Raw genomic sequence first — 24,602 nt, 5'->3', positions numbered from 1 at the left:
ATAGAGAAACACGCCATGGATAAGTACTCTCCAGAAGAACGACATCAGTTGATTATTCAACTGCTGCAATCACACCAAAAAGTGATGGCGGTCGATCTTGCCAGCCAACTTTGCACAACCGAAGCGACGATCCGCCGCGATCTTCGTTACCTAGCAGATGAAGGGCTGTGTAAACGCATCCATGGCGGTGCGCTGTCTCTTGCTCCACCAACGGGTACGCCAGAAGAACGCTTAAACAATCGCAACAGTGAGAAACAAGCCTTAGCGATTGCTGCATTGAGTTTAATCAAACCTAAGCAGTTGATCTTTCTTGATGCAAGTAGTACCAACATGTTGCTCGCAAGTATGTTACCGACCAACCTTGATTTAACGGTTGTCACCAACAGCCCTGCGATTGCAACACGCTTATTGGAACGACAAACCATCAAAACTATCTTAATCGGTGGCGTGCTGGACTATGCCGTGGGTGGTGCAATTGATATCACAGCTGCTCAAGCGGTCAGTAAATTTCGCTTCGACCTCTGCTTTGTTGGTGTTTGTGCATGGTCTTCCGAGGTGGGTTTCAGTGCTCTGCACTATCAAGACGGTGACTTCAAACATCTTGTTTGCGCACGTTCTGGTGCGATCGCCGTGTTGTGTACCGAAGATAAAATCGAAGCACTCGCCTCCTATCCATTTTTGGAGTCACAAGATTTGGATTATTTGGTTTGCACTGATAGTGATTCTTCTATCGCCCGCTATTTTGCCGAGCAGCAATGTCAGGTCATCATTGGATAAACAGATAAGTGGATAGTGGAAATAAAAAATGGGTTCTAGCGTCTAACGCAGAACCCATTTTTGTTCGGTGTCACCCATTCGTGTATGGCTAAATCACACCTATTTGGTCAGTGGAGTGATGACATCCGCTGCATTATTTACGATACCTTCCGGCATGGTTTTTTCATGACGGCTTAAACCTTTACTGGTGACATAAGCTTGGTGATGCACGGTATCAATCGCTAGAGTATTGGGGTGTAGACCCGGGTGCAATGTCTCTTCTAGGGCAAAATTCTTAGTATTAAATACTTGCACCGTACCCGAGCTGCGGTTGGCAACAAAGAGACGATTCATCGCAGGATCAACGTTCACATCGACAGGGAATTCACCAACAGAAATCACCTGAACCGTGTCGCCATTACTTAGGTTGATAACCGAAACGGTATTGTCTTTACTGTTCGCAACATAAGCCTGATGTGACTGGCTATTGATGGCAATAGAAAGCGGATGTTGACCAACAGAAATGGTCTTCACGATCTTATCCGTGTTGGTATCAATCACAGTAAGTTGATTTGAGCTGTGAGCCGTTACATACAATAAACCTGTCGATTCGTCTAACGCCATGCCTGTAGGTACAGCACCAACGCCTTTAATGGTATCGACCACTTTGAATGACTTCGCATCCACTTTCCAAACCACACCATTTTTAGCCGCTCCGGTGACGTAAATAACATCCCCTTTTGCTTGGAAAAGAACACCATGCACCATAGGTGGCATTTGATCACGAGGCGTACCTTTAGGGGCTGGTTTACTTACCACAAGATTGGCCAAAACCTTACCACTGTTCAGGTCAATTTTAGTGACTGAACCATTAAACGTATTTCCCGTAAACAAGATGTTGTCTTGCTCATCGATAGCCAAACCTAACGGTTTATCTTGCATTGTGATGATAGGTTTAGCGGTTAACGAATGGCCTTGGAATACATGAATTTCACCCTGCTCGCCGCCAGCGGCTGCTACATAAACGCTATCACTTTTAGGACCATAAACCGTTTGATACACGTTTTTACCTGCACTCACCGGCGATTGTTGGTCAACCAATTCAGTTGCGCTGACAGAAGAAGAAACTGCAAAAAGTGCCATGATGGCTAACGCTGCTAAAGAGCGTTTAGGAGCTGTTTTTAGCATGATGTTTTCTACATGTGAGGAATAATGCGCAACACCATAGCACAACAATAAACACGAATCATTATCATTACATAAATTTAAATTAGCAAGGTTTTACTGATAATTCAGTAATCTATCCTTTCCAACGTCATTTAGCTGGTAACAAAACGCTGAGAATTAGCTACCGTTGTTCACTCAGAAGCAGCAAAGAGCAGAGCTTCTGAGTGATTTAGCCCACTTACAACATCATGCCACCTGAAGCTTCAATTCGTTGTCCTGTGACCCATGTAAAACCATCGCTAAACATCGCCGCAATAATTTTGCCAATGTCCTCTGCTTCGCCAACTCGCCCTAACGCAGTAACGGAGGCAACGCCTGCTTGAGCCTGTTCACTATTTCGAATCGCGCCTTGGCGAAAATCGGTCAAGATGGCGCCTGGTGCTAAGGTGTTAACTCGAATTTGGCGCTCGGCGAGTTCTTTTGCCATATAGCGCGTCATCACTTCCACCGCCCCTTTTGCAATGGCATACGCTGCCGAACCAGGAAAGGTAAATCGGGTTAATCCGGTTGAAACATTCACTATGTGACCACCCGCTGCAATCATCGGCAGCAGGGTTTGAGTAAGAAAAAACGGCCCTTTAATATGGATAGTCAACATCTCATCGAGTTCGGCTAAGGTTGTTTGTTCAAAACTGCCATGCAGGCCAGTGCCAGCGTTGTTCAGTAAATAGTCAAAGCTATCTCGACCAAATTGCTTGGTTAACACCTCACTTAGCGTTTGGGCAAATGAAGCAAACGACTCCACATCGCGTGTGTCACAAGCCAAAGCCACTGCTTTTTGCCCAAGCGCCTCAATGGTTTGCACCACATGCTGCGCCGCCAGTTGGTTAGATTGATAGGTAAAAATGACATCTACGCCTTGCTTAGCAAGCGCTATCGCACCAGCTCGACCAAGCCCACGACTTCCACCGGTTATTAATGCAATCTTATTCATCTCGAACTCCTCTGGTTAATGTAATAACCATCCTAAGCAAGATGACTGGGATGAAAAATAGGCATAATATGACGACACTGTTCATATTATATGAACAATAGATCACTCAACATCATAAGCTGCGCTGAGGATAAGCACATGGACAAAATCGAGACCATCAGACGCTTTATCGCGGTGTCGCAAGCTGGAAGCTTTACCAAAGCCTCTGATCAACTGAACCTTCCGAAATCAGCTATATCAACTTCGATAAGTCAGTTAGAACAGTATCTTAAGACTCGTTTGCTACATCGCAGTACTCGTCAGGTAACCTTAACCGAAGCTGGCGAACGCTTTTTGCTGCAAAGTCGTGAATTACTTGAAGAGTTCGAAGAGTTAGAAAGGCAATTTCAGCAAGAAAGCCAAGAACTCTCAGGACTGATAAAAGTCGATATGCCTAGTCGACTTTTTTCGACCTTAATTGCGCCCAATTTGCCCGATTGGTTTGCCTTGCATCCTCAAACGCAAATTCGCCTGATTGGCGCCGACCATAGGATTGACCCAATCAAGGAACGAGTCGATTGTGTGATTCGCGGAGGGAAATTAAACGATAGCAACTTGATTGCCAAAGGATTAGGCCAACTGGATATGGTGAACTGTGTAAGTCCAAGTTACATCGCAAACTATGGTACACCAACATCACTCACGGATCTTAATCGTCATTTTGTCGTCGATTACTCACCCGACGAGCGCCAAACCCAGCTTGGGTTCGAGTATCAAGAGGGGGCGACACCACGTTATATCGCCATGCCCAGTTTGATTTCGGTGAGCACCACCGATGCCTATTTGGCGGCGTGTCTTAATGGACTTGGGATCATTCAGGTTCCCCGTCAAGGCGTGGTACATCACCTTAAACGGGGCGAATTAATTGAAGTATTACCAAGCTTTAACTGCGCCAACATGCCTATGTCGGTGCTGTATGAATCTCGTCGTCAGCAACCGCGACGTGTGAGTGTATTTATTGAGTGGCTGGTTAGCCTTTTTGACCAATCTAGAGAGCACTTAATTTAAAAGATACTCAGCAAACTGATCCGATGAGTTCTGTTATCAAAACTATCAATTAGTTAATAAATGCACACACTTTTCCGTATAGCAAGTTCAAAATGCTCCTCTACACTGACATAGTATTTGTCGATGACGCGCAAGGAGGACTAACGATGATAGCCGTTCAACGTGACTATACACTTGAGGATAAGGAACACAATCACGCTCACATTGAAGTGAAAGTGTGTGGAACCATCGAGGTCGACATCACCGAAACTCAGACTCATCTCACCACAGACCTTGATCATGTGGCCTTTGAGAAAGTGGGAAATAAAATCAAAGTCATTGGAATTCAAGAGGATGACAAAACCAATGAAACAAAAGAATGGCAACTAATATTGAGCCCAGAAGACGCCAAACAACTCCACCATGATGTGGATGACATAACTGAGGATTATGAGAACTTAATGAACGATCTGTAATCCCCCACTCTGTGTCACTGTGAGCCTTGAGGCTCACGGTGTCTTACAATTTCTTCCGCCAGTTATAGCGTTATTTACAGTAATAGATAGGATCCCACAAACAGTTTCTCTTTGGCATTGTGCCTTTATCCCTCTTTCAACAGAATTATTTGCTACATATATCACATATGTAGTGATTCATATCGCCAACGCCTATTTAATCTCCGCTCAAGATATAGTTCGCACAATATTTGTGCAATAACTTTCTAAAATAGACAATTAAATGTGACGCATATCGTTCAACATTATCACTTTTTGTATATAGAACATTCATTCGTGCTGATTTTTCTAAATTTCCATACTCGTATGATGGATATACAGAGTTACTGAGGCTGGACAAAACGTTCATTGTGATCAGTAACGTGTATTCATATCTCAAAGAGAAGGTGTCTCAATGTCTACAAAACAATGGACAACCAAGAGAACAGAAAAGCTAGCGCGTATTGAAGCGGTAGCGTCTTTGGCTGATGGGAAAGTACTACCAACCGATAAAATGGTTGAAGCGCTGGAACTGCTGATTAAGCCGAATGACCGAGTTGTTCTTGAAGGCAATAACCAAAAACAAGCAGACTTCCTTGCTCGCGTTCTTGAGCAGGTAAATCCGGATAAAATTCATCATCTTCATATGATCATGCCAAGTGTAAGCTTGCCATCGCATATGAACATCTTTGAAAAAGGCATCGCCAGCAAATTGGACTTCGCCTTTGCCGGCCCACAGAGTGTGCGCGTCGCGCAAATGTTGGAAGACGGCATTTTAGAAATCGGTGCGATCCATACGTACATCGAACTTTATGCCCGTCTCTACGCAGACCTTATTCCAAACGTCGCGATGGTTGCTGGCTACAAAGCCGACCGTAAAGGTAACCTCTACACCGGTGCATCAACCGAAGATACTCCTGGATTGGTTGAAGCTCCTGCCTTTAAAGATGGTTTGGTGATCGCTCAGGTCAACGAAATCGTCGACAACACTGAAGACCTTGAACGTGTTGATATCCCGGGTGACTGGGTCGATTTCATTGTGCAAGCGGACAAACCTTTCTATATCGAACCGCTATTTACTCGTGACCCTCGTCTTATCAAGGACACTCACATCTTAATGGCGATGATGGCCATCAAAGGTATTTACGCAAAACACGGCGTACAAACCCTAAACCACGGTATCGGTTTTAATACCGCCGCGATTGAATTGCTACTACCAACCTACGGTGAACAGCTTGGCCTGAAAGGCAAAATCTGTAAACACTGGACCCTGAACCCACACCCGACACTCATACCTGCGATTGAATCTGGCTGGGTAGAAACCGTGCACTCCTTCGGTGGCGAACTGGGTATGGAAGAGTACGCTCGTGCTCGTTCTGATGTGTTCTTTACTGGTCCCGATGGTTCAATGCGTTCCAACCGCACCATGTGTCAATTGGCAGGTCAATACGCTGCTGACATGTTCATCGGTTCAACCCTGCAAATGGACCCTGAAGGTAACTCTTCAACCGTAACTCATGGTCGTCTCGCTGGTTTTGGTGGCGCGCCAAACATGGGTCATGATCCTCGTGGTCGTCGTCATGCGACTGACGCATGGCTTAACATGATCACCGACGAAGAGAAACAACACGACGTAGTGAAAGGTAAAAAACTGGTCGTTCAATCGGTTGAAACTTACCAAGATGGCTCAAAATCGACTTTCGTAGACCGCCTAGATGCTGTTGACGTTGCGAAAAAAGCCGGTATGCCGATCGCACCAATCATGATCTACGGTGACGACGTCACTCACCTTCTGACCGAAGAAGGCATCGCTTACCTCTACATGGCAAAAGACCTCGAAGAGCGTAAAGAGATGATTGCCGCGGTTGCCGGTGTGTCTGAATTTGGCAAACGCGTGACAAAAGAATGTGTTAAAGAGCTGCGTGCAGCAGGCAAAGTTGCCACACCAGAAGATCTTGGTATTAAACGCAGTGATGCAAACCGTTCACTATTGGCTGCAAAAAGTGTTGCCGACTTAGTGAAATGGTCAGACGGCTTGTATCAGCCACCAGCAAAATACCGTAGCTGGTGATCACTATGCAAAGTTGTCAGAGAGAACGTTTATCTCTAACCGAGTGTGCCGTTATTGGTGATCTCGCTAAACAAGCCTTAATTGCGGAAGTGACCCTAACGCCCAAACCGGGGTTAGTCGATAGTCGTAATAACGGCTCACACTCTGATCTGACCTTGAACCTAATGCTGCGTTCTGCCAGCTGTTTAGCGCCCTTTTTCGTCGACATGGCACAAGTGGCGCACGGCCAACCAATATCGGTTTGGCTGCGCGAACAGATTGGCGAAATTGGACGTAATGCCGAAGTGGCGATGATGGCAGAGACCCAAGGGGTCAATACCCATCGCGGTGCCATCTGGGCATTGGGGTTACTCAGTACCGCAACCATGGTCGCGGACAGTGAAGAACGCACCGCCGAAAGGGTGTGTGTCCTCGCAGGACAGATCGCAAGTCTTGAGGATCGCCATGCTCCTAACACCTTTAGTAAGGGTAAGTTAGCGAGCAATCACTATCAGGTGAATGGCGCGAAACAACAAGCTCAGCTCGGCTTTCCAGCCATTACTGAACACGCTCTGCCAACTTTGCGTCTTAGTCGTTTACTTGGCCATTCGGAAACAGATGCTCGCCTAAATGCCTTGCTTTCTCTCACCGCGCACCTTACCGACACCTGCGTGTTGAGTCGTGCGGGACTTGAGGGACAAAGCTTACTGCACCAACGCAGTAACGACATTTTGGCACTCGGCGGCGTCAGTAACCCGCAAGGTTACGCCCTACTGGAGCAGCTAGATGGCGAGATGATTGCCCTCAATGCTTCACCCGGTGGCGCGGCCGACTTACTGGCAGCCACTCTGTTTGTCGACTGGGTTGAACACTCAGAACTATCCAAATAACTGGGAGGTTCCACTTATGGAACAACTACATTTTTCCTATCAGGGACAACAATCTATCAACAAGATGGTCCGTGTAGGTAACGTCGGTTCTGGCGATTTAGAGATCTTGCTTGAACCAACAGACAATAACGACATCACTATCGACTTGATTACCTCTGTCGATAACCGTAAAGCACTATGGCAAGCGATTTTTGAACGTCAATTCGACGAGCAAAGCGCTGCAATGAAAGTCACCATCAACGATTTTGGTGCCACAGCTGGGGTGATTGGTCTACGTCTTATCCAAGCGTTAGAGCAACTCAATAGTGAACCAACACCCGCAACTGCCACACCACTGGGCAATATTTCCTTTATCGAAATGGGCGCCCGTGACCGTGCCAAATTCATCTTGGATAACGGCACGTTCCGCGAAATAATGGGTAACGAATACCACTCTTTCTCGCCATGGCTCGTTCCTCAAGGCGTTGTACCTCAAACCGATGATGGTTGTGTGGTAGCGAAAGGGACTATCGATGGCAAACTAAGTGTGGTTATTGGCATCGACGGTACATTCCAAGGCGGCGCTATCGGTGAAATATCCGGTGCGAAAATGGCAGCAGCGCTAGAGCTTGCGCTAGAAGACGCCAAAGCTGGCCACCCAACTCAAGTGGTCCTACTGCTAGAAACCGGTGGTGTACGTCTACAAGAAGCCAACTTAGGTCTTGCAGCTATCGCTGATATTCACGCAGGCATCATAGCTCTACGTCAATACGTGCCAGTCACTTGTGTGATTGCAGGCACCGTAGGCTGTTTCGGCGGTATGTCTATAGCAGCAGGTCTGTGTAGCAAACTGATTTTGACTCAAGAAGCACGTTTAGGTCTAAACGGTCCTCAAGTCATTGAACAAGAAGCAGGCATTGCTGAGTACGACTCACGTAACCGCCCATTCATTTGGTCATTTACGGGCGGTGCACCTCGCTTTGCTACAGATTTTGCTGACGTGTTCGTTGAAGACGACGCAGAGCAAATCCGCGGTGAAGTGACCAACATCATTAATCAACCACTGCCAGAAACGGCACGTTGTGAACAGGTAGAACACTTCCTTTCTGTGTTTGCCGCAATGGACAAACAAGAACAAGCCACTCCAGAACTTGTTCGTCACTACTTTGCCAAAGGAGAATCCAATGAGTAATCGTGGTCTGACTTGGCTTAATGCCTTAACCGCTAACGGCACTGCAGCCGACGGTTTTACTCCATCAGTCAAAGTGGTTGATGGCACTATTGGCGACCAAAAAGCGCGCTTTATCGCTGTCGTCACCGATGAAAACAACGCTTTTCCTCGCGCTCGCAATGGCGAAGTAGGCCTGCTTGAAGGTTGGAACCTTGCCAAAGCGATCAGCGACATCGTGGCTCAAGACAAAGAGAGCGACACCAAAACCGCTATCATAGCGGTGATTGATGTTCCTTCCCAAGCGTATGGTCGTCGTGAAGAGGCCTACGGTATTCACCAAGCACTTGCAGCGGCAGCAAATGCCTACGCAACCGCTCGTAACGCTGGTCACCCTGTGATTGGTCTTATCGTCGGTAAAGCAATGTCAGGTGGTTTCCTCGCTCACGGCTATCAAGCTAACCGCCTTATCGCGCTAGATGATGAGGGTTGTATGGTACACGCCATGGGTAAAGCATCAGCTGCGCGTATCACTCTGCGCTCTGTAGCAGAACTAGAAAAACTGGCCTCGACCATCCCACCGATGGCCTACGATATTCAGAACTACAGTACGTTAGGTCTGCTTTGGAAGAAAGCTTCTGTAACCAACGCAGAAGCGCCAACAGCACAGGATATCGATGGCATTACGACCCTTCTAGCAGAAGCTTTGAACGACATTGCAACAGACACCAAGCGTGATCTTTCTGGTCGTTTGAATAGCGATAACCGCAGCGCATCACTAGAAGTTCGTCAGCAAATGGCGAAAGCCTGGTAATTGTCTAAAACACAGCATAGCTTGCCAGCTCCACTGTGGGCTATGCTGCCCTAAAAGGTATAATTATTATGTTTCACGCAGTACTTAACGCCATCGCCCCTATCTTTGTGGTTTTAGGTTTGGGTTATTTTTGTGGCTACCGCAAAATTGCGGATAACAAGAACGTAGCGGTTCTCAACGTATTCGTTATGCGCTTTGCGCTGCCAACAGCCCTATTTACCGCAACTTGGCACACTCCGGTTGCCGGCTTCATTGCCAAATTGCCACTGATTGCTATTTTGGTGTTAGCGATGTGGATCCTGTGGGCATTCACTTACTACATCGCACGAAAAGTGTTTAACAAAGAACCCGCACAAGCCGCGGTGTACGCACTCACCATTTCCTTACCTAACTATGCAGCGCTCGGTGTGCCAATTTTGAGCGAAACCATCAATGGCGCAACCAGTAGTGACATTGCACTTAATGTTGCCATCGCGATTGCCTGTGGTTCCATCTTCCTTTCTCCCCTGACTCTGATGGTATTGGAAAAAGAGACCAAAGCTGAATTTAAAGATGCACCGATGAGTTCATTGATCGTGCCTCTATTGATTAAAGCACTGAAAAACCCAATTGTGCTGTGGCCAATTTTGGGTACGATTTTCTCTTGCTTTGGTACCACAATGCCTGAACTTCTGACTCACGCATTAAAACCACTAGCAGGAGCCGCTGGCGGCGGTGCGCTATTCTTAACTGGCCTTATCGTTTCAGCTCGTAAACTAAAAATCAACGGCGCAGTTATCTTTGGTTTCATTCTGAAAAACTTGGTTCAACCAGCGATTGCTTACGTGATTGCCGTTGCCTTTGGCCTACCTGCAACACTTCTGGCTGCATCGGTATTCCTTATCGCATTGGCAACAGGTTTCTTTGGCGTGATGTTTGGTAATGGCTTTGGTGTGCAAGACGAAGATTCAGAAGGTACACTGCTTCTGTCGACCATTCTATTCGCACTGACCATGCCACTGTTTATGTACTTCTTACTGTAAGAGGTGACTATGGAACTCGCCTATCATCCCCACGATTTACTCTGGGTGAACCAACTGGCAGATAATCAACAAACGCCCGCTTGGTTTCATCTTAAAGATCTCATAACCCGCCCAGTGGTGGTGAGACGAGCGCCATACGAAGCCGACCGCATTGCGGTCGGCATTCGCGGTTTTAATCGGTCACAACGCCATGGGAGCTTTGTTAATTCCCACGCTGTTTTTCGCCATATCACTCCAGAACAATTGGTGGCAAAACAAGGCTGGCATACACAGCAACAAACCCATCCACTGCCACATTGGCAAACGCTCACTCAAATCGATCGCATTTTCCGATCGTTTGATCTTTCTTGGGGCATTACCGGCAGTTTGGCCTTTGAACTGGCCACCTCGGTTGAAACCGCGAACCAACAAAGTGACATCGACCTTAGAGTCTTAGCGCCAACGCCAATCGATAAAACGACTGCCTGTGAATTGGCTAAAGAGCTGGCAGCTCTCCAACAAAGACCCGATGTGCAAATTGAAACGCCGCTTGGCGCCTTTGCACTCTCAGAGTGGACACACACCTCTGGCAGCGTGATGATCAAAAGTAATCAAGGCCCTTTTTTAAGCGTAAGTCCTTGGCAAACAGACTCTGATTAAGGAGCAATTTATGGCAACTCTATTTACCTTCCCCGGCCAAGGAACGCAAAAAGCAGGCATGCTCTCTGAACTGAATAATTTCTCTATTGGTCAACAAATATTGCAACAAGCCAGTGAGCACCTAAACCAAGATATTCTGAGCCTCGACAACGAAGAGGCGCTATTGAACAACCGTAATACCCAAGTGGCGCTAACCGTATGCAGCTATGCCTACGCGCAAATTTTACAGTCGTTAGCGATCAAACCTGATTACGTACTGGGTTTATCCATCGGCGCATTTCCAGCAGCAATTACCGCTGGCATTATCACCTTTGAACAAGGGCTTGATTTGGTCGCACGTCGTGGCGAGTTAATGGCAGGAGCCTATCCACAAGGCTACGGCATGGCTGCCGTAATTGGCTTAAATTTAACGGTATTACAGACACTGTTAACGGAAGCTCAACAACAAGGTTATCCAGTATTTATTGCCAATATCAATACCGAATCCCAAGTGGTGATCTCCGGCAGCATCGAGGCACTGGATTACGTATGTGAACTGGCGTTAGCTAAGCAAGCCACCAGCGCGAAACGGCTTAAAGTGAATGTACCCTCTCACTGTGAACTACTTGCACCTCAAGCAGAAACGTTTAGCCATGCTTTTGATGGCATTGAATTATCACGACCTAAAGTGACCTTTGTGAGCGCCAATGCGGCACGAGTACTCTATCCAACTGACCGAATTTGCGATGATTTAACCCATAATATGGCTAGACAAGTGCATTGGTGGGAAACGGTCGCTATGCTCAAAGAACGGGGCGTGACCTTAGAGATCGAAATGAAGCCGGGCAGCGTACTCACTGGCTTGTGTAAAGCAAGTATGCCGGATACTATCGCGGTGGCAATGGAATCGGAAAGCCTCGATAACCTCGTTGCGCTGCAGCAGAGATACGGTTAAACATCCAAAAACATCAATGAGACATTATGAATAGACGTATACCTACTACTATCAAACGGTTAGAGATTTTCATCAACTACATGGAACAGACCAACATGAACCAAGTAGCCGAAGCGATGAATATCAATACCCTCTCGGTATATCGCTCTATTCATGCTCTAGAAGAAGACTTGGGCTGTGTGCTGTTTGAAAAACGCGGACGCAGCCTAGTGCCACTGCAAGCGGCACAAATTCTCTATCAACAGTGTGTAACAGCACTGAGTGACCTATCGCGTGCTATCGACAATACCCAAATCTCCGCGGGCATCACGCCTAAAAAAATTCGCGTTGGCTCGGTTAACTCTTTGACCATCGACTTGGTTCCCCATCTATTAAAAGCGTATAAAGATCGTCGGCCTGACGTGCAACTTGAATTCCATTCAGGTTCCAATTGTGAATTGGTGGAAAAACTCAAACGATCCGAACTCGATGTGTTGATGATTTACGGCGACCATCATTTGGAAACCAATACTCACCACACAGCCATGAAACTCTTCGACGATGAACTGAGCTACACTGTCGCACAGAGCAGTGAACAACCTAATGAAGATCAAATACCTATTCAGGCCGACTATTTAAAACAGCAATCCTACATGACACTAACTCAAGGGTTTGGCCTACGGGAAACCTTCGATAAAGTGATGGCAAAATTAGATGGTAAAGTCGATATTCACTCCGAATTTTCGAGTATCTTTGGTTTAAGTTTTGCGCTTAAATCCGGTGCTTATGCGGCACTTTTGCCTTTGCGCTTATCTGAAATATCAGAACAAATCGGTTTAAAGTCCTACCCGCTGGCACCAGAGCTGAGAGAAACCCATGGTATTTATCTCTTAATGAACCGCGCAAGTGAGCACAACCCAGCTATTCGAGCCTTGATTGCTGAGTGTCGAATGTACAGTTTACGCTGGCAAGAAGCGGGACACTCAACATAAGAAGCAGGACACTCGACAGAAAATACGCAATAAAACAGCGTTTTTTCTTAATATTAGTGATCGCGCATCCAACCTGACAATTCTGCCACTTTAGGGGTAAAAAATAACTATCGAGCATTCAGTCAGTTAATTTTTTACGTGATTTATTGACCATTTTTTTCCTTGTATCTCTCCTAGACTAATAGTCGAAACCTGCTGACAGTCGGAGGATGGCGACTATGATGTCTACCCGGAAAGAGTACATTTTACAGGACAACAACCATTTTCATGCCCAGATAGAAGTCACCCGTTGCGGTACTATCGCAATTGATATACCGGAAACAGACGAACACTTCGTCACTGAGCTGGACTGTGTAGAAGTGCAACTTAGCGGTGGTCGACCATGCTTGGTATGCATGATCGAAGAAACAGTGTCAGACTGCGAAGGTGACAACTGTACACGGTTAGCACTGCACAAACGGGATGCAACCGATCTCAACATGCTTTTGGTTGAAGCCTCTGAAGAGTACGAAGCATTAATGAACGATTTACTTTAATTACCACCTGCAAGAATTGGTAAAGCTGTGAACCGTGTTCACAGCTTTTTTATTTCGGTCGCTAATTTTAATTAGTGTTATTCGATGACAGGTCATCTATATACCGTTTTAAATTCTCATTATCTTTGGCAAAACCATTATCAACCAAACTCTCTAAAGAGGCACGGTCGATATTTAATTTAGAAAAATCAGAGATACGATTGATAGAACGCTGAGCAACAGTATCAAGACCAAAAGCAAGTGATGCCTGAAACAAATAATACCACCGCACATCTGACATTTCATAACCAGATTGAATCAAAGCATCCAGCTTAAGATTATTATCTTCATCACTAAAATCTGAACTGAGCACAGCTGTAAAGGCATTGTCAGGAATAGTAAATCCATAGTTAGTAATATTTTGAATAAAATCAGCACCAGAGAATCTAATTCCTAACTTTAATAATCGTTGCATCTGGGCCTGACTAGAAACTTGAATTTTCTGCTGTGAAACAGCCTCCAGCCAATCATTCCAACCATGCTCTAGCGCATAGTGTAAGTTAGTCTTGTATTCTTCACTGTTGCTTTTTTGTCGTGCATGAGAAGTATCAACGCTGGCAATATCACTATTTACTTCAAGATTCGCAGAATGATTCGTATCATCAAAGTCATTTAGAACCACATCGGCTTTCGTCACCAGATCACTATTTACAACCGCTTTGGTAGCACTATTACTTTTAGGTATAACGATTCGAGTATCATTTTGGGAAGAACGATTCCAATGGTAGATGGCCACCCCAACTAAAATGACAATTAGACCAATATAAACAACTTTCTTACTCAATTAAAATTTCCTTCCATTGAACAAACCTCACCATCAAATGCTGGATCTTTAGTAATTTGAATTAAACCATGAATAACCGGGACACACACCATTATTTCATCCAACAAAGAGTGCTACTTACGTTAGATTTACATGATCTGACTCGTAAATAATTGCCCCCGCCATTCCCCCCAAACGATAAATTGACCATGCTGCGTTAATCATCAACACACGATAAGATAGCGTTATGGCCACAGCGAGAACCCAACTAATCCGCCCAGAAGTGACACCTTATTATCACTGCGTCTCTCGTTGTGTTCGACGTTCTTTTCTCTGTGGTCAGGACACCATGACAGGAAAATCTTATGAACATCGCCGAACTTGGGTTGAACAACGCATGTTGTCACTAGCATCGATGTACTGCATTCGGATATGCTCTTATGCCATTATGAGTAATCACTATCATCTTGTGGCTTATATCGATAAAGAGGCAGCACTGTCACTCACAGATAGTGAAGTTGTTGAACGCTGGTGTTCTCAACATAAAACACCGCCGATCATTCAACGTTGGCTAGCGGGACAACTCTCATCAAAAGCAGAATTAAATACCTGTCACCGACTTATTGAACTATTGCGGCAGCGTTTGTATTCCTTAAGTTGGTTTATGAAAGAGCTAAATCATGGCATCGCAGTTCAAGCCAACAAAGAAGATCAATGCACAGGACGCTTTTGGGAAGGACGATTCAAATCCCAAGCATTACTGGATGAAAAAGCACTGATTGCCGCCATGGTTTACGTAGATCTCAATCCTATTAGAGCCAAAATAGCAGACTCACCAGAGCAATCAGACCATACCTCGATAAAAACTCGTTTAGATAGTCTCAATCGTGGCGAAACATCTCCCCCATTGCTAGCCAATTTCAGCGGTTACGACTACCAACAAAAACACTTTGCCATACCTTTTCGCTTGATGGATTATCTTGAATTGGTTGATTGGAGCGGAAAGCAAATAAGAAACGATAAACGAGGACACATTGATAGCCGTATACCTGCCATTCTCGACCGACTATCCCTGTCGCAGCAAGAATGCTTAACCCTTTGTACCGAGTTAGAAAAAAAGCCCCGAGTGTGGATAGGTTCAACCGAAGAACTTAACCGCGCCAAGAACAAACTCGGTAAAAAAAGAATGGTCGCACTGCATATTTCCTAAGATTTAACTGCCAACAAACTCCTCAATCATTTCATTAACACTCCTATTTCCCCGACCGCTCCTCATTTATCCTTGCTCATGCTTAACCGAAAACAGAACTTTCCCGTGAAATAAATAAGTTACACCGCAAGACCGTTAAGTCTCACTCTACTCAAGGGTGTTTGTCCCTTACTCAAGGGTGTGTGTCCTCCATAAGGAAAATAGGAGAAGAAACTAAGGTGTGTGTCCCGGTAAGAAGAAAGAATGTTTAAGGAGTAAACAATTAGCGCTAGCAATTTTCATAATGATTCGGTATACCAATAGTTCTTATGCAACAATGTACTAAATTTGTGTGAAATTCACTAATTTCCACCAATAATCTGTACCTTTTACCGTCATTATCGCTCATCAAGGGACAGATTATGTCCCTATTTTCTATTCAGCCTCTTGATGAACGTGTTTCAAGGATGTGCAATATGTTTAAACGAGTAAGGGAATCTCTTGCTATTTATCAGGGGCTTCCGCGAGATATTTACTTTATCGCCCTCTCCCGCTTTATTCTTGGTCTTGGTAACTTCATCATGCCATTTTTGGTACTGTTACTGACTCAAAAACTTGGCTACTCGGAAGCTATCGCTAGTACAGTGGTGATGATCGTCATGTGTGCTTTTATGGTTGGCGGTATGCTCGGTGGCAAGCTCGCCGATAGTTTAGGCCACAAAAACATGATGGTCGGTGGCGAATTGCTAGCCGGTATCATCCTAATTATCTGTGGTTTTTTTGCCAATCATCACTATATCGCTCCTGCTCTTATTATTATTGCTTATGTGATGGTAGGCACCTCAGTACCGGGCGGTAATGCGTTAGCGGCCAATTTATCCACCCCAAAAAACCGTTCTGCAGTCATGTCGATGAGTTATCTCGCATACAATATTGGTTCGGGAATTGGATCTCTTCTCGCTGGCTATCTGTTCTGGTTTGATAGCTCAATTATCTACTGGTGTAACGGTATTGCCGTCATTGTTGGTATTAGCTTAGTCGCTTATTACGTACGAGAACCAAAACCTCACAACGACCTAACAGCGCAACATCAAGAGCACCAAGAAGAGGATGAAAGCGCTTCTGGTTTAGAAGAAGACATGACAGGTTCTGTTTGGCAGGTTCTCAAAGCGCGCCCGCAACTTATCGCATTTGGCTTATCATGTACCTTACTCTATGTTTCCATGACACAAATGACCGTACTGTCACCACTTTACGTGACACATATTTTCGATAAACAAGGACCTGAGCTCTACGGTCAATTAATGACATTAGCTTGTATTGCCGTGGTAATTCTCACCCCAATCTTGGTGAAAGCAACACACGGTCATGGAGAGCTAAAAGGCCTGATGTGGTGTGGCTCTTTACTCGCGCTCGGTTATGTCATCATGATCGCTTCGCAATGGGTACCGGCTTTCTTTGTCGCCTTTTTTGTGTTGGCAGCCGCTGAAGTTCTGTTAGTTACGAACGAAAATGTCTATATCGCTAACCAATCACCTCGTAGCCATCGTGGCAGAATTAGCAGCGTGATGAATACGTTAAAAAATGTCGGAATGGTGCCAGCTTATGTCGTGATGGGCTTATTAGTCGAAGGCATTGGTTACACCGCTACTTGGCTCTGTGTAGTGGTGATATCTTTAATTTCCAGCGCTGCCTTTATGTGGATGGCGCACAAAGTTCATTGGGGAAAAATCGGCGAAATCCCTCGCTAGATGGACCGCCATCAATAAAATGAAAGCGCCGATTGGCGCTTTCATTTTATTTTGTGGCAGAGTGATTTATGCCAATACCGTTTGATTGCCAACAAAAACAGGGTCTTTGTTATCCGCTCCGCGCGCTTGCAACAATTTGTAGTTATCACTGTAATCAACAGGGATTGCAACCACCGCTGGACCTTGGGTATCCATTGCTTGTTTTAGGGTACTAGACAATCCTTTCGGGTCGTTCACCGCAAATGCTTTTGCACCAAATGATTCGGCATAAGCTTTGAAGTCGATAGGGCCAAATTTCACGGCAGCAGGACGTCCATACTTGTTCACTTCTTGAATCTCTACCATGTTGTACGCATTATCGACCCAAATAATGTGAACAATATTACATCCCAATCGTACCGCCGTTTCCAACTCCATACTCGATTGCATAAAACCACCGTCCCCAGAAACAGAAATCACTTTACTGCCAGGGTTTAAAAGACTTGCACTAATAGCCCAAGGCAGTGCAACGCCCATCGTTTGCTGACCATTTGAAATCATCATTTGACGCGCACGAAAACAGCCCATGTATCGAGCAAGCCAAATATGAAAACTCCCCATATCCAAACACATGGTCATATCCGGCGTAATCAAAGATTGCATCGCTTTAATAATGCTCAGTGGATGAAAGCCCCCTTTATTCCAAACTGCTGGGTAAGCTTTGATCAGCTGACGACGATGAGCGACCTCTTCCAAAATTGACAAGCTTAAAGGCGACAAGCGTGAGTAAGACGACATGCGATTGGTCATCTGTTCAACCGTAGTCGCAATGTTGCCTACCAATTCGATATCCGGTTGATAGTGCTGTTGATATTCTGCAGGTTCAATATCGAGATGAATCACTGGGCAATCTTTTTGATTCCATAGGTCAGGGTCATATTCAATAACGTTAAAACCGATGGTGAGGATCAAATCCGCTTCACGCAACAGCACATCACCGGGTTGGTTATTGAATAGGCCAACACGTCCAGCAAAGCGGTTATAGTGGTTGATGTCCAACGTTCCAGCGGCTTGATAAGTACCTACAACAGGCAATTGCGTTTTTTGTAAAAAGCGAGTGATAGCCAATGCATTTTCTTCTTTACTGGCATGTAATCCAGCCAAAACCACCACATTGTGCGCTTTTTCGATTCGCGCGACCGCTTCTTCAATAGCTGTAACATCTGCTGTACCCTGAGCAATGTAGCGCTGAGGCAAAATCAGCGGCTTTTCCGTCATATCGTTTAATACGTCTTGGGGTAAACTGACAAAGCTTGCTCCTGGGCGCCCAGTTTCGGCAGATCGCACTGCATTAGCGATTATTTCTGCCGTGGCATCAACATGTTGTATTTCAGCACAGTACTTGGTTATTGGACGAAATATCCCCACTGTATCTAAACTTTGGTGCGTTTCCCTCTGTTGGTCAGTGCGTTTTACGGCACCACCCAAAGCTAACATAGGGTCACCTTCAGAGTTTGCAGTCGCCACCCCAGTGACCAAATTGCCACAGCCAGGACCGGAAGTCGCCATAGTGACACCCGCTCTTCCTGTTAAGCGCCCCATAGCACCAGCCATAAATGCCGCGTTGGCTTCATGGCGCACTGGGATCATCTGAATATGGGTATCATTGATCGCATCAAATAAACGGTCAATTTTAGCTCCAGGAATACCAAAAATATATTGTGTACCCAATTGTTCTAGTTGTTGAGAAATTAAATCCGCACCACATCTTGAAGATTCTGTTTTCATCATGTTGTCCTTTTAACGGTCAGGAATATATGAAATAAATATTATTTTTCTGTTTTTTCTATCGCCTGACGAATATCTTTTCGAGCAAGATCTGCATCTAAAAATTGTTCTGTTGTTGGTAAATCAATAATAAGTTTTGACACCACACCTATTTGCAAAAAACCAGATGAGATACGGTAATCTTGAATATGACCACCTCCAGTTCTTTCATTGTTAATAAAATGCTCATGGTATCCAGGCACATTAATACCAGTGGTGTACTGTGGACTTCTAAACCCAGCAATAACCCCTTGCATCTGGCGGAAACTAAAAGTAGGTTGCTCTTTCACAACATCCAGCATTGGGCGATACGGCGGGTCTTGACGTGGCACTGTGCGAGTACGTACATACTCGTAAGTCCCATCAATTCTTACCGCACAGAATAGGTTATCGGATGGCACCAGTTGATCGATGAGTTTGTGTACTTGTTCGCGCCCCATAGATTCGGTAATAGGCAATTCGATTTGTGGTTTAAAGTAGGTCATCACTGCAAATGGCGTTTTTTGATCCATTTTTGCTTGATTTGCCGAACCATCTTCTTTTAGTTGAAATACATCTTTATCAAACGCAATTAATTCACCATCAAGATGATCAAAGGTACCTAACCCAAAATCACCGTGATCTAATAATTGTTTAACTGTAGTAGATCCATCATAGACTCCAGCAATTAATGCGCTCATTAATGAAGTCTGATAAATTTCTCCTTGACCTGTTAATTTGTGATATTCAGCGAATTCTTTGGCTACATCAAATGAACAAGAACAAAGAGAGTTGTAGATTTCACACATATAAACACCATTACGGTTCTGAACGAATGCTATTAGCATGGGTCGTGTAACACGTAAAATCTAATACAAAAAACATTTATTTCGATATGTAAAAAATATGGAACTACGGTATCTAAAATATTTCGTAATGGTTGCGCAAACGCAACACTTTACGCGAGCAGCAGAACAATTAGGGATCGCTCAGCCGCCTTTAAGCCAACAAATCAAGAAGTTGGAGCAAGAAATTGGCGTCCCGCTATTTGATCGTTCGTCACGTAAAGTGGAACTGACCAAAGTGGGAGAAACCCTCTACGTTGATGCGTTGAACATCCTCAAAAGTGTTGAGCAAGCTAAGGCGCGAGCTCAACAAATGGCTCGTGGCGAAAACATCGAGGTGAGAATTGGATTCGCGACATCAACTGCAATATGTAAAGAAGTGCTAGCGATTATGCGCCATCTTCGGGATACCTTCCCCAAAGTCAATTTTATTGGTGTTGAGTTGCCCATGCATAAATTAGTGGAACAGTTGAAGGAGAAACAGCTCGACCTCGCCTTCAAACGCCTCCCCTGCTACGCTTGTGAGCAACTGGAGAGAATCATGTTGTTTGAAGAACCCTTTATCGCCGTGATTCCTTCCAATACTCCCCTTGCTAGCCAGTCTACTCTTACCTTTAGTCAATTACGTAGTGAACGTATTTTGCAGTTTCCTCGAGAAACGGGCCCGGCCTTATATGATGAAATGACCTCAATCTTTAGTGACAAAGGCATTGTATGTGATCCGCTTTATTCAGCTCCTCAGTTACGGTCAGCCGTCGCGATGGCGCAAGCCGGCTTTGGTATTGCGATTGTGCCGCGTTCATTGGCGGAGCATTTAGATAACTCAACCACCGTCGCTTCGATTCAAGATATGCCCCTGATTAGTCAAGTCGTGGTGGCTTGGGAACCAAATAATTTAAATCATCAAGTTCGGCAAATCATAGCCAGCATTCGTCATTATAAGGCACAGTACCTTTCTAATGAGCCTATGGAGTAAAAACGATAGTGAAAGAAAGTGCAGTAAACACGCACCACGAAAAATAAGCATTCATAGACCACGACATTACGTCTAGGCCGCTGATTTTTGTGGTGGGGAGTACAACTTTGACCTACCAACACGTTTTATTCGGTTAAAGGGATTATGCTCTAAGCTAATCGCTTCAGGATGATACGTTAAGTAGAGAAAGATATGACTCCGAAACATCGCGGTAACTCTTATTGCAGACCCTCTTGGTGTTGGCCTCTTTTAATGCTGTGTCTATTGGGTGTTACAGCCCATGCAAAAACAGACAGCAGTACTGTTGATCATTTCCAAGCGCCCTTTCATCCTGGTGTAACCTTCGGCGGCTTTGGTGGCGGTGATTGTAAGGTCACTCATACTCCCGTGATATTTATTCATGGACGTCAAGACACTGCTAATGATTGGTTAATAGGAGAAAGCAATACCCCATCGATTTATCAATTACTTATTTCAGCTGGCTACAATTCCTGTGAGCTATTTGGCATCACCTACATTCCACGTTCAGGCCGCACATCTAGCACTTATAACCCTTTGCAACCGCACACCTTTACGCTTCTTCATCAGTTTATTACACGTGTTCAACGCTTTACTCATTCCAGACAAGTCGACATTGTTGGCTATGATGTTGGTGTCGTCGCGGCACTCGCTACCCTCGTTCAGAGCGGTAGCTGGAATCAAGTACGTAAAGTCATCAATATTGCTGGCCCACTACGAGGCTTACCAAATTGTATAAACACAAAAAATAACGCAGAGAAGACCAGCTTATGTAGCGCGCAAAGTTTGGACAATGCATTCCACTTTGGGTTATTTCCTAGTGAAGCGAGTCTCGATGGCTACAATGAATGGACCAGTGACACTGGGGTCAAAAGTTTACGCTCAATGCCCCAAAATCACTCAGGGGTGAGATTTTACACTCTGTCGGCTGGCGTTAATGATGAATTACTATGCCCATCCAAACAAAATCATTGTGCAGATAGCGCTACATTTTCCCCCGCAAGCAATGTACTAGCCCAATTGGAGTGGCAAGATGACAAGATAAATCATGAAACACTTAAACAAACTGTCGCGGCAAGTGTTGTGAAGATGCTGATAACCCGATGCAAAGGGATTAGTTGTTCAGCATCTGAGCATCACGTGGTGATTAATCGACCTTAAAAACGAGTGCCGATGTTGGCAGAAAGTTAAAAATCGTAAGTAATACTCACAGTACTATAGATTTCATCATGAGACTTACTCGCAGCCACCTCAGTGTTGTATATATATTGGCTATCTAACACGAGTGCGACGTTATCAATCAACTTATTAGTTAAGTTACCGCCTAAAGTATAGGTTGTATTCGATTCACCATAATCAACATCAGCGCTACCTCCAACAGAAAGGCTTTCCGATAGCGTCGTTTTACCATTAATAAACGCGTTGACAATTACATCTTCTTCAACTTTGTTTGGGTGGTCTTCGTCACTACCTTGACGCTTGGTGTATCGATAACCCGGACCGCCACCAATGTTCAACTCACTGGTTTTAGTGTCGATTAACGCCTTCTCAATACCGACAGTCACGTCATAAACATGCCGATATGTTTCATACTGGTCATGTTTATACTCGTTATCAATATAGGCTTGATAACTCCCCTCTAAGGCATAAGAAAACTTGTAGTTTAATGAGTATTTGTTCACACCATCATCGTCGTCTTTGGCGTTGGTGTAATAGGTGTTGCCTTTAAATTCGTGAGTATAGGGCTTGGTATTGTATTTGAGACCTATTCCGGAATTGAGCGACGTACTTGAAGAGGTGGTTTTGGAATAGATAAAACCAAGCTTTGCACTTCCTGTTAGGTCATTTTTTGATTCATCCTTATCTTTTGTCTCTGCTGCTATGGTTTGGCTAGCGACAAGTAACAATCCGAGAGCGGATGTCAAAACCGTTACTTTCATGCGTTACGACCTCTTTTTATACTTAAAAGGTTAGCCTAGCTGCCACTAAAACAATGCATGTCATAGTGCAGTCAGCGTACCGCATATTTTTTTCACATGTTTCAATCTAACTCAGCTCGAAAAAGATGGCCTGACAAATGAATTGATCATTGGCCGCACAAGTTTGTACAATGCAGCCCCCAAAAGAAGTAGAGAACCCCATGTCCTTTTTGAGTACCATTCACCATAACAGCCTGTTGGTTTCTGCCATCGCTATCTGCCTGCTACTCATTATATTTATCATCAAAGGACTACTTCTTCAGCACCACTCCTTCTTGAAAAAAATCTGTAAGTGGTTTCTCGTCGTGTGCTGCATCATGTTGATCACTATGCTTTGTGATACATGGCATGACAAAACCATTCCAGTCGATTACAACGATGCGATTGTGATGAAAAATATGGAAGGAACCACCATAGATATCGCGGCGCTGAGCCAACAAAAGCCGGTGATTCTCTATTTTTGGGGCTCGTGGTGTAACAGCTGCAAGCTACTAACGCCATCGGTTGAGTGGTTAAGCCACAGTTACCCAACTATCGGTATTGCGATGATGTCAGGCAATGATGAGGAGATGCGTCGCTACCTTGACGAGCATCCTTTCCACTATTGGATTGTGAACGATAAAAACAATGAGATTAGCCATAAATGGCGAGTTACCTCGCCACCAAGTATCTTAATTGTCTATAAAAATAAAATTCGCTTTGCATCGTCTGGAATTTTGTCCCCCCTTGGATTGTGGGCGCGAGTATGGCTGGCCTATAAATAATCCAATAGAGATAGACGCTTACAAATCTCCGTTAAGTGCTGTAAGCATCACTTGAGTGGAACTCATTAGGAAAGTCTGCTCAGTGTAGAGCGCATCACTTGCCATATCAAAACTTGCCGCACAAAAGCCAAACGCCAAATCTTGATAAAAGTAGAGCGGTAACTCATCACGCATACACCATTGAAATCCAGCGAGTTCAAACCGTTTTATCAATCCTTCATTTTGAGCTTGTTCCATGAGCAAACGGGACTGAAAAACAATAATACCCGCAACACCATGTGCAATGCTTCGACCTTCACAAAGTGTGACCAGTTTACGTAACTCCTCTAACGGCGCAAACATTGCCGTTCCAATAATGGCATAATTGACACTATGAACAGGGTGAAGCAGTCGTTGGCTTACTGGGGAACAAATCACTGGCATGACAGTACGAGCATCTAATGGCAACTCCTGGGCATGGATCCATTGAGCGGCATACCGTTTACGCCATTGGCTTGCGCCGTATTGTGAGATGGAAATATGACTCGGACGACGAAGGTCAGCTTTGCAATGAAACGCAACGTCTCCACTGTGACACATCGCTCCCAACGCACCATTTTCAACCGCCATTCGGCACATAGCTAATTGCGTATCCGTTGAGAACGACTGCAGAGTGTCCCCTTCAAAGGCTAATACAGAATGATGTAGTGCCTTCGCGGAAATACGAGAGATGGTGACCATCACCAGATCCTGCCACGACGTACCGTAGGGCAGCTCTCCTCTGAAGCAACAACGTACAACCGAATCGCTACGAGGACGGTTCGTGTCCTTCGCTAGTTTTAGCCAAGGTAAGATCTGGTGATATGGTCGAGTGCATTGCTGCACCGTTACTGACTGACCGTTTGATAATGCCATTCAAATGCTCCGGCTATACGTCCCGATATGAAGCCCAACAAGGAGAACTGGCTTCATATTAGATAACTATGTAGCTGAAACAAAATCCGTTCCGTGTTACCAATATACACGAAGTGTGTTTAACAACTTAATTTAACAAATTAAAAACAACAATACGTA

General features: G+C 44.9%; 24 protein-coding genes. 17 read left to right on the top strand and 7 right to left on the bottom strand.

Annotation, left to right across the window (positions count from 1 at the left end; translation table 11 throughout):
* Window positions 1–15 precede the first annotated feature (15 nt).
* Window positions 16–777: a DeoR/GlpR family DNA-binding transcription regulator gene (locus tag JCM16456_RS05255; RefSeq protein ID WP_068713028.1), complete on the top strand. Its 762-nt coding sequence runs from the start codon at window positions 16–18 to the stop codon at window positions 775–777.
* Between the two features lie 99 nt (window positions 778–876).
* Here the strand turns inward: JCM16456_RS05255 and JCM16456_RS05250 are convergent, their stop codons facing one another.
* A complete protein-coding gene (locus JCM16456_RS05250) occupies window positions 877–1,944 on the bottom strand; it encodes a YncE family protein (protein ID WP_068713026.1) in 1,068 nt (355 codons plus the stop codon).
* Between the two features lie 217 nt (window positions 1,945–2,161).
* On the bottom strand, window positions 2,162–2,917 hold the full coding sequence (locus JCM16456_RS05245) for an SDR family NAD(P)-dependent oxidoreductase (RefSeq protein WP_068713024.1): 756 nt from the start codon (window positions 2,915–2,917) through the stop codon (window positions 2,162–2,164).
* Window positions 2,918–3,055: 138 nt separating this feature from the next.
* Here JCM16456_RS05245 and JCM16456_RS05240 point away from each other — a divergent pair, with 138 nt between their 5' ends.
* From JCM16456_RS05240 to JCM16456_RS05190, 11 genes are all read left to right on the top strand, one after another.
* A complete protein-coding gene (locus tag JCM16456_RS05240; RefSeq protein ID WP_068713022.1) occupies window positions 3,056–3,964 on the top strand; it encodes a LysR family transcriptional regulator in 909 nt (302 codons plus the stop codon).
* Window positions 3,965–4,110: 146 nt separating this feature from the next.
* Window positions 4,111–4,419 (top strand): hypothetical protein, encoded by a 309-nt coding sequence (locus JCM16456_RS05235; RefSeq protein ID WP_068713020.1) that lies wholly within the window; start codon window positions 4,111–4,113, stop codon window positions 4,417–4,419.
* 433 nt (window positions 4,420–4,852) lie between these two features.
* The gene (mdcA, locus tag JCM16456_RS05230) at window positions 4,853–6,508 is read left to right on the top strand and encodes a malonate decarboxylase subunit alpha (RefSeq protein ID WP_068713018.1); all 1,656 of its coding nucleotides are present in this window, start codon (window positions 4,853–4,855) and stop codon (window positions 6,506–6,508) included.
* A gap of 5 nt (window positions 6,509–6,513) precedes the next feature.
* Window positions 6,514–7,377 carry a triphosphoribosyl-dephospho-CoA synthase gene (locus tag JCM16456_RS05225; protein WP_068713016.1) on the top strand — a complete coding sequence of 288 codons (864 nt, stop codon included), beginning with the start codon at window positions 6,514–6,516 and terminating at the stop codon, window positions 7,375–7,377.
* A gap of 16 nt (window positions 7,378–7,393) precedes the next feature.
* Complete coding sequence (locus JCM16456_RS05220; protein WP_082712220.1) at window positions 7,394–8,548, top strand: biotin-independent malonate decarboxylase subunit beta; 1,155 nt, start codon at window positions 7,394–7,396, stop codon at window positions 8,546–8,548.
* Complete coding sequence (gene mdcE, locus JCM16456_RS05215; protein WP_068713014.1) at window positions 8,541–9,338, top strand: biotin-independent malonate decarboxylase subunit gamma; 798 nt, start codon at window positions 8,541–8,543, stop codon at window positions 9,336–9,338. The genes JCM16456_RS05220 and mdcE overlap by 8 nt, the downstream gene beginning before the upstream one ends.
* Before the next feature lie 68 nt (window positions 9,339–9,406).
* A complete protein-coding gene (locus JCM16456_RS05210) occupies window positions 9,407–10,360 on the top strand; it encodes an AEC family transporter (protein ID WP_068713012.1) in 954 nt (317 codons plus the stop codon).
* 9 nt (window positions 10,361–10,369) lie between these two features.
* On the top strand, window positions 10,370–10,999 hold the full coding sequence (locus JCM16456_RS05205) for a malonate decarboxylase holo-ACP synthase (protein ID WP_068713010.1): 630 nt from the start codon (window positions 10,370–10,372) through the stop codon (window positions 10,997–10,999).
* A 10-nt stretch (window positions 11,000–11,009) separates the two neighbouring features.
* Window positions 11,010–11,933: an ACP S-malonyltransferase gene (locus JCM16456_RS05200; RefSeq protein WP_068713008.1), complete on the top strand. Its 924-nt coding sequence runs from the start codon at window positions 11,010–11,012 to the stop codon at window positions 11,931–11,933.
* 26 nt (window positions 11,934–11,959) lie between these two features.
* Window positions 11,960–12,904 (top strand): LysR family transcriptional regulator, encoded by a 945-nt coding sequence (locus JCM16456_RS05195; protein ID WP_082712219.1) that lies wholly within the window; start codon window positions 11,960–11,962, stop codon window positions 12,902–12,904.
* A 218-nt stretch (window positions 12,905–13,122) separates the two neighbouring features.
* Window positions 13,123–13,440, top strand: a complete 318-nt coding sequence (locus tag JCM16456_RS05190; protein WP_068713004.1) for a hypothetical protein — start codon at window positions 13,123–13,125, stop codon at window positions 13,438–13,440.
* Between the two features lie 67 nt (window positions 13,441–13,507).
* Here JCM16456_RS05190 and JCM16456_RS05185 read toward each other — a convergent pair whose 3' ends face one another.
* Complete coding sequence (locus tag JCM16456_RS05185; RefSeq protein ID WP_068713002.1) at window positions 13,508–14,263, bottom strand: hypothetical protein; 756 nt, start codon at window positions 14,261–14,263, stop codon at window positions 13,508–13,510.
* A 226-nt stretch (window positions 14,264–14,489) separates the two neighbouring features.
* On the opposite strand from JCM16456_RS05185, the gene JCM16456_RS05180 reads away from it, so the two are divergent.
* Both JCM16456_RS05180 and JCM16456_RS05175 read left to right on the top strand, forming a co-directional pair.
* Window positions 14,490–15,452 (top strand): transposase, encoded by a 963-nt coding sequence (locus JCM16456_RS05180; protein ID WP_068713000.1) that lies wholly within the window; start codon window positions 14,490–14,492, stop codon window positions 15,450–15,452.
* 455 nt (window positions 15,453–15,907) lie between these two features.
* Window positions 15,908–17,182 (top strand): MFS transporter, encoded by a 1,275-nt coding sequence (locus JCM16456_RS05175; protein WP_068712997.1) that lies wholly within the window; start codon window positions 15,908–15,910, stop codon window positions 17,180–17,182.
* A gap of 66 nt (window positions 17,183–17,248) precedes the next feature.
* Here JCM16456_RS05175 and alsS read toward each other — a convergent pair whose 3' ends face one another.
* Together alsS and budA are read right to left on the bottom strand one after the other, a co-directional pair.
* Entirely contained in the window at window positions 17,249–18,952 is a 1,704-nt protein-coding gene (gene alsS / locus JCM16456_RS05170) for an acetolactate synthase AlsS (RefSeq protein ID WP_068712995.1), read from the bottom strand.
* 38 nt (window positions 18,953–18,990) lie between these two features.
* Window positions 18,991–19,776, bottom strand: coding sequence for an acetolactate decarboxylase (gene budA / locus JCM16456_RS05165; RefSeq protein ID WP_068712994.1), 786 nt, complete (start codon window positions 19,774–19,776; stop codon window positions 18,991–18,993).
* A 97-nt stretch (window positions 19,777–19,873) separates the two neighbouring features.
* Here budA and JCM16456_RS05160 point away from each other — a divergent pair, with 97 nt between their 5' ends.
* Both JCM16456_RS05160 and JCM16456_RS05155 read left to right on the top strand, forming a co-directional pair.
* On the top strand, window positions 19,874–20,788 hold the full coding sequence (locus JCM16456_RS05160; protein WP_068712992.1) for a LysR family transcriptional regulator: 915 nt from the start codon (window positions 19,874–19,876) through the stop codon (window positions 20,786–20,788).
* Window positions 20,789–20,980: 192 nt separating this feature from the next.
* The gene (locus tag JCM16456_RS05155; RefSeq protein WP_082712217.1) at window positions 20,981–21,967 is read left to right on the top strand and encodes an alpha/beta hydrolase family protein; all 987 of its coding nucleotides are present in this window, start codon (window positions 20,981–20,983) and stop codon (window positions 21,965–21,967) included.
* A gap of 26 nt (window positions 21,968–21,993) precedes the next feature.
* On the opposite strand, the gene JCM16456_RS05150 is transcribed toward JCM16456_RS05155, so the two are convergent.
* Window positions 21,994–22,746 carry a DUF481 domain-containing protein gene (locus JCM16456_RS05150; protein ID WP_068712988.1) on the bottom strand — a complete coding sequence of 251 codons (753 nt, stop codon included), beginning with the start codon at window positions 22,744–22,746 and terminating at the stop codon, window positions 21,994–21,996.
* 200 nt (window positions 22,747–22,946) lie between these two features.
* Here JCM16456_RS05150 and JCM16456_RS05145 point away from each other — a divergent pair, with 200 nt between their 5' ends.
* Window positions 22,947–23,549 carry a protein disulfide oxidoreductase gene (locus JCM16456_RS05145; RefSeq protein ID WP_162266527.1) on the top strand — a complete coding sequence of 201 codons (603 nt, stop codon included), beginning with the start codon at window positions 22,947–22,949 and terminating at the stop codon, window positions 23,547–23,549.
* 18 nt (window positions 23,550–23,567) lie between these two features.
* On the opposite strand, the gene JCM16456_RS05140 is transcribed toward JCM16456_RS05145, so the two are convergent.
* The gene (locus tag JCM16456_RS05140) at window positions 23,568–24,443 is read right to left on the bottom strand and encodes an aconitase family protein (RefSeq protein WP_082712216.1); all 876 of its coding nucleotides are present in this window, start codon (window positions 24,441–24,443) and stop codon (window positions 23,568–23,570) included.
* Window positions 24,444–24,602 lie beyond the last annotated feature (159 nt).

It is taken from the genome of Vibrio tritonius, from assembly GCF_001547935.1.
Classification (GTDB): domain Bacteria; phylum Pseudomonadota; class Gammaproteobacteria; order Enterobacterales; family Vibrionaceae; genus Vibrio; species Vibrio tritonius.
This window is presented reverse-complemented; position numbering and strand designations above follow the sequence as displayed.

Coding starts and splice junctions, on each gene's coding strand:
- budA (WP_068712994.1), bottom strand. CDS start 19,776: ATGTGTGAAATCTACAACTCTCTTTGTTCTTGTTCATTTGATGTAGCC.
- JCM16456_RS05150 (WP_068712988.1), bottom strand. CDS start 22,746: ATGAAAGTAACGGTTTTGACATCCGCTCTCGGATTGTTACTTGTCGCT.
- JCM16456_RS05195 (WP_082712219.1), top strand. CDS start 11,960: ATGAATAGACGTATACCTACTACTATCAAACGGTTAGAGATTTTCATC.
- JCM16456_RS05205 (WP_068713010.1), top strand. CDS start 10,370: ATGGAACTCGCCTATCATCCCCACGATTTACTCTGGGTGAACCAACTG.
- JCM16456_RS05250 (WP_068713026.1), bottom strand. CDS start 1,944: ATGCTAAAAACAGCTCCTAAACGCTCTTTAGCAGCGTTAGCCATCATG.
- JCM16456_RS05220 (WP_082712220.1), top strand. CDS start 7,394: ATGGAACAACTACATTTTTCCTATCAGGGACAACAATCTATCAACAAG.
- mdcE (WP_068713014.1), top strand. CDS start 8,541: ATGAGTAATCGTGGTCTGACTTGGCTTAATGCCTTAACCGCTAACGGC.
- JCM16456_RS05240 (WP_068713022.1), top strand. CDS start 3,056: ATGGACAAAATCGAGACCATCAGACGCTTTATCGCGGTGTCGCAAGCT.
- JCM16456_RS05155 (WP_082712217.1), top strand. CDS start 20,981: ATGACTCCGAAACATCGCGGTAACTCTTATTGCAGACCCTCTTGGTGT.
- JCM16456_RS05180 (WP_068713000.1), top strand. CDS start 14,490: ATGGCCACAGCGAGAACCCAACTAATCCGCCCAGAAGTGACACCTTAT.
- JCM16456_RS05190 (WP_068713004.1), top strand. CDS start 13,123: ATGATGTCTACCCGGAAAGAGTACATTTTACAGGACAACAACCATTTT.
- JCM16456_RS05225 (WP_068713016.1), top strand. CDS start 6,514: ATGCAAAGTTGTCAGAGAGAACGTTTATCTCTAACCGAGTGTGCCGTT.
- JCM16456_RS05245 (WP_068713024.1), bottom strand. CDS start 2,917: ATGAATAAGATTGCATTAATAACCGGTGGAAGTCGTGGGCTTGGTCGA.
- JCM16456_RS05235 (WP_068713020.1), top strand. CDS start 4,111: ATGATAGCCGTTCAACGTGACTATACACTTGAGGATAAGGAACACAAT.
- JCM16456_RS05145 (WP_162266527.1), top strand. CDS start 22,947: ATGTCCTTTTTGAGTACCATTCACCATAACAGCCTGTTGGTTTCTGCC.
- JCM16456_RS05210 (WP_068713012.1), top strand. CDS start 9,407: ATGTTTCACGCAGTACTTAACGCCATCGCCCCTATCTTTGTGGTTTTA.
- JCM16456_RS05255 (WP_068713028.1), top strand. CDS start 16: ATGGATAAGTACTCTCCAGAAGAACGACATCAGTTGATTATTCAACTG.
- JCM16456_RS05175 (WP_068712997.1), top strand. CDS start 15,908: ATGTTTAAACGAGTAAGGGAATCTCTTGCTATTTATCAGGGGCTTCCG.
- JCM16456_RS05200 (WP_068713008.1), top strand. CDS start 11,010: ATGGCAACTCTATTTACCTTCCCCGGCCAAGGAACGCAAAAAGCAGGC.
- JCM16456_RS05160 (WP_068712992.1), top strand. CDS start 19,874: ATGGAACTACGGTATCTAAAATATTTCGTAATGGTTGCGCAAACGCAA.
- alsS (WP_068712995.1), bottom strand. CDS start 18,952: ATGATGAAAACAGAATCTTCAAGATGTGGTGCGGATTTAATTTCTCAA.
- JCM16456_RS05140 (WP_082712216.1), bottom strand. CDS start 24,443: ATGGCATTATCAAACGGTCAGTCAGTAACGGTGCAGCAATGCACTCGA.
- mdcA (WP_068713018.1), top strand. CDS start 4,853: ATGTCTACAAAACAATGGACAACCAAGAGAACAGAAAAGCTAGCGCGT.